At 67.5% G+C, this 5,611-nt stretch carries 9 protein-coding genes; 1 reads left to right on the plus strand and 8 read right to left on the minus strand.

The features are described 5' to 3' along the window. From HY726_21950 to HY726_21970, 5 genes are all read right to left on the minus strand, one after another. Positions 1-1,631, minus strand: a 1,631-nt coding sequence (locus tag HY726_21950) for a GAF domain-containing protein (protein MBI4611661.1), incomplete at its 3' end; no start/stop codon positions are given. Positions 1,632-1,652: 21 nt separating this feature from the next. Further along, positions 1,653-1,790: a hypothetical protein gene (locus tag HY726_21955; GenBank protein ID MBI4611662.1), complete on the minus strand. Its 138-nt coding sequence runs from the start codon at positions 1,788-1,790 to the stop codon at positions 1,653-1,655. Positions 1,791-1,813: 23 nt separating this feature from the next. Continuing rightward, positions 1,814-2,875: an extradiol ring-cleavage dioxygenase gene (locus tag HY726_21960; GenBank protein ID MBI4611663.1), complete on the minus strand. Its 1,062-nt coding sequence runs from the start codon at positions 2,873-2,875 to the stop codon at positions 1,814-1,816. A gap of 49 nt (positions 2,876-2,924) precedes the next feature. After that, positions 2,925-3,329, minus strand: a complete 405-nt coding sequence (locus HY726_21965; protein ID MBI4611664.1) for a thioredoxin domain-containing protein — start codon at positions 3,327-3,329, stop codon at positions 2,925-2,927. Between the two features lie 24 nt (positions 3,330-3,353). After that, complete coding sequence (locus HY726_21970; protein MBI4611665.1) at positions 3,354-3,548, minus strand: hypothetical protein; 195 nt, start codon at positions 3,546-3,548, stop codon at positions 3,354-3,356. A gap of 95 nt (positions 3,549-3,643) precedes the next feature. Between HY726_21970 and HY726_21975 the strand changes: the two genes are divergently transcribed. Next, positions 3,644-4,087, plus strand: coding sequence for a DoxX family protein (locus HY726_21975; GenBank protein MBI4611666.1), 444 nt, complete (start codon positions 3,644-3,646; stop codon positions 4,085-4,087). 289 nt (positions 4,088-4,376) lie between these two features. On the opposite strand, the gene HY726_21980 is transcribed toward HY726_21975, so the two are convergent. The 3 genes from HY726_21980 to HY726_21990 all read right to left on the minus strand — a co-directional run. Next, positions 4,377-4,931: a hypothetical protein gene (locus HY726_21980; GenBank protein MBI4611667.1), complete on the minus strand. Its 555-nt coding sequence runs from the start codon at positions 4,929-4,931 to the stop codon at positions 4,377-4,379. 77 nt (positions 4,932-5,008) lie between these two features. Then, complete coding sequence (locus HY726_21985) at positions 5,009-5,335, minus strand: hypothetical protein (GenBank protein ID MBI4611668.1); 327 nt, start codon at positions 5,333-5,335, stop codon at positions 5,009-5,011. Between the two features lie 71 nt (positions 5,336-5,406). Continuing rightward, positions 5,407-5,611, minus strand: a 205-nt coding sequence (locus tag HY726_21990; protein MBI4611669.1) for a hypothetical protein, incomplete at its 5' end; no start/stop codon positions are given.

Raw genomic sequence — 5,611 nt, forward strand, 5'->3', positions numbered from 1 at the left:
ACGTTCTCGATGGCGATCACGGCCTGGTCGGCGAAGATCTTGACCAGGCCGATCTGCTTGTCGGTGAATGGACGGACCTCCCGGCGGTAGATCGCGATGGCACCCACGAGCGCGTTCTCCTTCAGCATGGGCACCGCCAGAAGGGTACGTGTGCCCTCCAGTTCTATGGTCGCAAGTCGGAGGGGATCGCGCTCCTGATACGCGATGTCTGCCGTGATGTCGGCGATGTGGGCCGAGCGCTGTTCGTGGATTACCCGACCAAGTGCAGTGCTTCGCCCGGGCCGAATCGGGGCGCGTTGCAGGTAGTCGGCGTAGGCGGGCGTAACGCCAAGGAATGCGACGGCCTTGAACGCCACACCATCGTACAGATAAAGGATGCCAAGCTGAGCCTCGCATAGCCGTGTGGCATTTGACAGGATCGCGCCGAAGATGGGCTCGAGGTCGGTCGGAGAGCTGCTGATCACGCGGAGGATCTCGGCGGTGGCGGTCTGCTGCTCCAGAGTCTCGCTGAGCTCTCGCGTTCGCACTTCGACTTTCTGTTCGAGGTTGGCATAAGACTCCTGGAGCTGGCCGGCCATGCTGTTGAACTGGTCGGCCAGGGCTTGCAGCTCGTCGCCGGTCTGCACCTCTATGTGATGCTCGAACTCCCCGGCGCCGATCCGCGCGGCGCCGGCCTGCAACGCCTGGATGGGCGTCACCATCTTCCGGGCGAGACCGACGCTCGCGAGGACGGACAACGCCGCGCCGAGGAGCACGAGCAGGACGGTCCTGAAGATGGACGAGTAGAGGGGCGCGAACGCCTCTCCGAGCGGGAGGTCCACAAAGACCAGCCAGCCCAGGGGTGCGATCCGGGCATGGGCGGTCAGGATCTGCCGGCCCTGGAGGTCCCGGGCGATCGTCGCTTCCTCCCGCGCCCCTGGGAGCGTCCCGGCAGCGCCCCGGGCAGCCTGGACCTGGGGGAGCGGGGAAACGTCAATCTTCTTCAGCACCAGGCTGATGTCCGGGTGTGCGACGAGGTTGCCGCGGGCGTCCAGCACGTAGGCATGCCCGGCCTTGCCGACCTTGATCTGGGAGATCACGTCCCAGATGAACTTGAGATTCACCTCGGCGACGGTAACGTCGAGACTCCCGCCGGGGGCCGCCATGGAGACAGTCATGTAGGGTTCGGACTCTTTGCGGAAGTAGACGGGGCTGAAGTAGGTCCGCCCCGCGCCGGCTTCCAGGAACTTCGGGTCCCGCGAGTAATCCGCCTGGCTCCCGACGACGTCCATCGCCAGGCGGGAGACGCGGAGCTGCTCCTTGCCGGAGGCGTCGAGCTGGCTGACCTCGGTCACCGCCAGCACCTGCTGAAGCAGCCTGATGTAGTCGAAACGCCGCTGGTCGAGGGTCGCCGCGCGGGGCCGCGTCGTCCAGCCGATCTGGAGTTCGATGTCCTTGATGAACTGCTCGATCTTGGAGGCCGCGGCCTGCGCCATCTCCCGCTGGATCCGGGCGAGGGCCGCCTTGTTTTCCTGGTAGGAGAAATAGATCTCGATGCCGCCGCTGACCGCCAGCGCTCCGGTGACCAGGGCGGCGAAGCGGATGAGGTACTTCCAGAAGAGGCGGCCCGGCGGCCTACGCAGGGATGCCACGGCGTCCAGCCTCCCGCCGGCTCACTGGACCACCTTGTCCGCGCGGAGGAGCTTCTCGCGGGGGATCGTCAGGCCAAGCGCCCTGGCCGCCTTCAGGTTGATGACCGGCTCGTACTTGGAGAGCTCCTCGATAGGCAGGTCGGCCGGCTCGGCGCTCATGAGGCCCGCGTCCATGGCCCATTCTAGCACCCTACGGGCGGGAAGATTGCGAAGCACTTGTTGGAGTTGAAGACCCAGGTCTCCACGTAGTCCACGATGCGGGCGGCTCGGCCCAGCTCGGCCATCGCGCCCGCGAGGCAGACCCAGTTCAGGACCTCGTGCTGCCCGGCCGCTTCCATCTCGGCGAGACTCCGCCCGGCCCACGCCGCGTACCGACCCGCTTTGAGCTGCTCGAGGAGTTGCCGGTCGGCGTCGATGTCGGGGTAGAGCCAGCTGTTCTTCTCGGTCAGGAAGGCGTGGGACCAGCTCGACGAGCCGATGACGGTTACGCGCCACGGGCTCGCCCGCAGAATTTGCGCCGTCGCCCGTCCCACCTCGAAGCAGCGCTTGGCCGACGGGGCCGGCGGATCGGGCTCCTCGCGCTCCCCACCGGGGACGATGGTCCCGCCCCGGCTCCGGACGAGGCTCGACCCGTAGCAGTTCACGTGAAACGGCACCACGGGGTAGGAGAACCCGCGCCGGTCATAGTCGAGGAAGAGGAGCGTGTTCACGAAGGCATGGGCGAGCCCCCGGGGATCGCGTACCGTGTACGCGTACGGGATGTCGAAACCCGCCTCGATCAAGCGCCGCGTCAGATGCCGGGCACCGGCCGGGTGGCCCCTGTAGGTAAAGACCTTGTCGGGTGGCTCCCCCCAGATGTTCGCCGCGGCGCCCCACGTGTGGGCCAGGGGCGTGCACGCGACCTCGTCGAGGATGAACACGCAGAAGGGCGGTACGATCTCCTCCCTGAAGTTCTCGTACTGGTCGTCGCCCCAGATCAGCACGAAGTCGGGGTTGAATGCGTCGAGCTCCCGGCGGACGTGCCGGAAGGCCTCGCCGAGCCGCTCGCGGTGCTTCGCCGCGGCTTGAGCCCCCTGGTCGTCGCCCCACTCGGCACGCATCGGCGGCGGCCAGTTCCGCGGGTCCTTGAGCGCCGCGGGGACCTTCTCGCTCGTCAGCGTCCGGCGGAGAAAGACCGACATGTCGGCATCGGGCATCGCGAGCCCGGGATAGTGGGTCACGCCGATTCCCTGGATTTCGGCCATCGTCGCTCCTCCCGCTCGGGAGCCGGTCGTCCCGGAGCGCCGGGAACCGTTATCGCCGCAGCGCCTCCTCGATCAGCTCCTGGAACGCCTCGTAGGGGGCCGCGCCCGCCAGGGGGCGGCCGTTGATGAAGAACGTGGGGGTTCCGCGGATGCCGATCCGGCGCCCTTCCTCCACGTCCGCCTCGATGAGCGCCCGGAAGCGCCCGCTCTCCAGGCACTGAACGAAGCCCTCGCGGGGAATGCCCAGCTCAGCGGCGTAGCGGATCAGGTCGTCGCGCGCGAACTCGGGCTGGGCCGCGAAGAGCCGGTCGTGGTACTCCCAGTACTTGCCCGCCTCGCCGGCGCAGCGCGCCGCCTCGTGGGCCGGCCGCGCCAGCGCGTGAAAGTCGAGCGGGAAGTCCTTGAAGACCAGGCGGACCTGGGTCGGATACTCCTTCAGAATCCGGTCCAGCACCTGCTGGACCCGTTTGCAGAAGGGTCACTGGTAGTCGGAGAACTCCACGATCGTCACCGGAGCGGCCAGTGGTCCCCGGCTCATCACCGGGTTGAGCGTGATCGTGAAACTCTGGGGTGTGGTTCTTCCCGGCAGCAGGACGAGGAGCACCCAGACCCCGGCGCCCAGCAGGGCAAGCAGGGTCCAGAGCCCGATCGTGCGGCTTGCGTGCGGCGTCATCGCTGGGAGTGCTCGCAGCGCGGATATGCTACACTTCGGCCAGCAGAATACCCGAGGGCTCAACCGGACGCAACCAGACCCAGAGGAGGCGCGTTATGGATCTGGTGCTCGGGACTTACCCCTCCTGGTCCCTACTGATCGTGCGGCTGGCGCTCGGCGTGATCTTCTTCGCCCACGGGGCCCAGAAGCTCTTCGGCTGGTTCGGCGGCCATGGCCTCAAGGGGACCATCGGCTACTTCCAGCAGGCCCTCCGGATCCCTCCCGCGTTGGCCGTACTGGCCGCGCTCACCGAGTGCTTCGGCGGGCTGGGGGTGCTGGTCGGCTTCCTCGCCCGCCTCGCCGCGCTGGGACTCATCGTGGACATGCTGGTGGCCATGGCCAAGGTCCACTGGCGCAATGGCTTCTTTCTGAACTGGTCGCTCGAGCAGGGGAAGGGGCACGGCATCGAGATGAACCTGGCCCTGATCGGGATGGCGCTGGCGGTGCTGGTCGGCGGGGCCGGAGCGCTGTCGATCGACAGGCTGCTGATCGCCCGGTAGCACAATCGGAGGGGGCCTCGACGGCCCCCTCCGAGGCCTCCCCCAGGACTCGGTTGCGCGGGCGAAGCCCGCGCTCGAAGGGCATTCCAGGCGCGGCTCAGGCGGCGCGGCCTTCCTCCGCGAGGGACGTGATGATGTAGGTGCCGCTCTTCGCGTCCCGCTCCAGGGAGATGACCTTGTGCTTGGAGACGTCCTCTCACGCGCAGTGATTGGAGAACGGTTCGCGGAAGCGCGGCTTCGCGATCCAGGCGGCCCCCCAAGTCCGGCACCCTCGACTGCAGCCGCGCCGCTATTCCAGGTCGCGCTCCAGGCGCGACTCGCGCAGGAGATCGAGGAACTTCTCGCGGAGCGTCGGGGCGATGCGCTCCGCGAATGCCTCCGTGAGCCCATTGATGCGGATGAGCCGCTGCACGTCGGCCAGATCCTGCACACGGTGGCCCCACACGCCGCTAGCGATCTTGAACTCGACGAGCGCCTCGAGGGTTGGAAGCCGCAGCCCGCCGACGTCAACGAAGGCGGCGGAGTCCGGCGGAGGGTACTCAATGGGGCTCTCCGATGAACCGGCACGCTCCCCGCAGGTCACGATGTCGATGTTCACCTGGTGATCCGTCTCGCGCAGGCTCTTCCGCAGCCCCGGCCCCCGGGGTGCGAGGCCCTGTCCGACGAGCGTGGCATGGATCCTGTCGAGCCCCTCGCGGGTCGTGAGAATATCGATGTCCTCCGTGTGACGGACGTAGCCATAGTACCGGAGAGCCAGCGCCCCGATCACCGCGAACGGAATGCCCTGCTGCGCCAGACGGTGACGCACGGATTCGAGAACTACCGCGATGTCGCGGGAGTGCATGTGGTCCCTTCGGAGTTGCTCGATGAGCGTACCCTGAATCGGTTCAGCCACAACTGTATTATAGCTACAGATTATAGCTACAGCTGCTTGGCCATCACCTGCTGCTCTCCCGCCTCGATGAGCTCGCGCACCGCCGCCACCAGCGTCGCCAGGGTCTTCGTCGACGGCTGCGGTAGCGGGGTGTCGCCGTCAGGTGGTTCGGTCAGCTCGCTGACGCGGGACAGGCGCAACGCCAGCTCTTCCGGCAGTCGCCCGGCCTCCACCAGATCGGTCTCCACCTCCCGCGACGGGGGAAGGTCAGGGCCCGGCTCCCGGTCTTTGACCAGCGCGAGGCTCGCGGTGAGCCCCCACCCGAGCGCCTCCCGGAGCGGACGCAACGCCTCCTCCGGGAACCCGCCCGCCACCACCACCTCGGCGAAGCGGAGCCGCTTGGCCGCCTGCTCTAACCCCTCGCCCGGGTCGTGCGGGGCGCGGCTCAGGCGGCGCGGCCTTCTTCCGCGAGGGACGTGATGATGTAGGTGCCGCTCTTCGCGTCCCGCTCCAGGGAGACGACCTTGTGCTTGGAGGCGTCCTCCAGGAGCTTCGAGAACGTGGAGTAGCCGTAGTAGGACTCGTTGAAGGCGGGGTTCTTCCGGATCATGGTCTGCTTGACCATGGACCCCCAGAGCACCTCTTTGTTC

The organism is Candidatus Rokuibacteriota bacterium (genome assembly GCA_016209385.1).
In the GTDB taxonomy this organism is placed as follows: Bacteria; Methylomirabilota; Methylomirabilia; order Rokubacteriales; family CSP1-6; genus JACQWB01.

Coding starts and splice junctions, on each gene's coding strand:
- HY726_21955 (MBI4611662.1), bottom strand. CDS start 1,790: ATGAGCGCCGAGCCGGCCGACCTGCCTATCGAGGAGCTCTCCAAGTAC.
- HY726_21980 (MBI4611667.1), bottom strand. CDS start 4,931: ATGCACTCCCGCGACATCGCGGTAGTTCTCGAATCCGTGCGTCACCGT.
- HY726_21970 (MBI4611665.1), bottom strand. CDS start 3,548: ATGACGCCGCACGCAAGCCGCACGATCGGGCTCTGGACCCTGCTTGCC.
- HY726_21960 (MBI4611663.1), bottom strand. CDS start 2,875: ATGGCCGAAATCCAGGGAATCGGCGTGACCCACTATCCCGGGCTCGCG.
- HY726_21975 (MBI4611666.1), top strand. CDS start 3,644: ATGGATCTGGTGCTCGGGACTTACCCCTCCTGGTCCCTACTGATCGTG.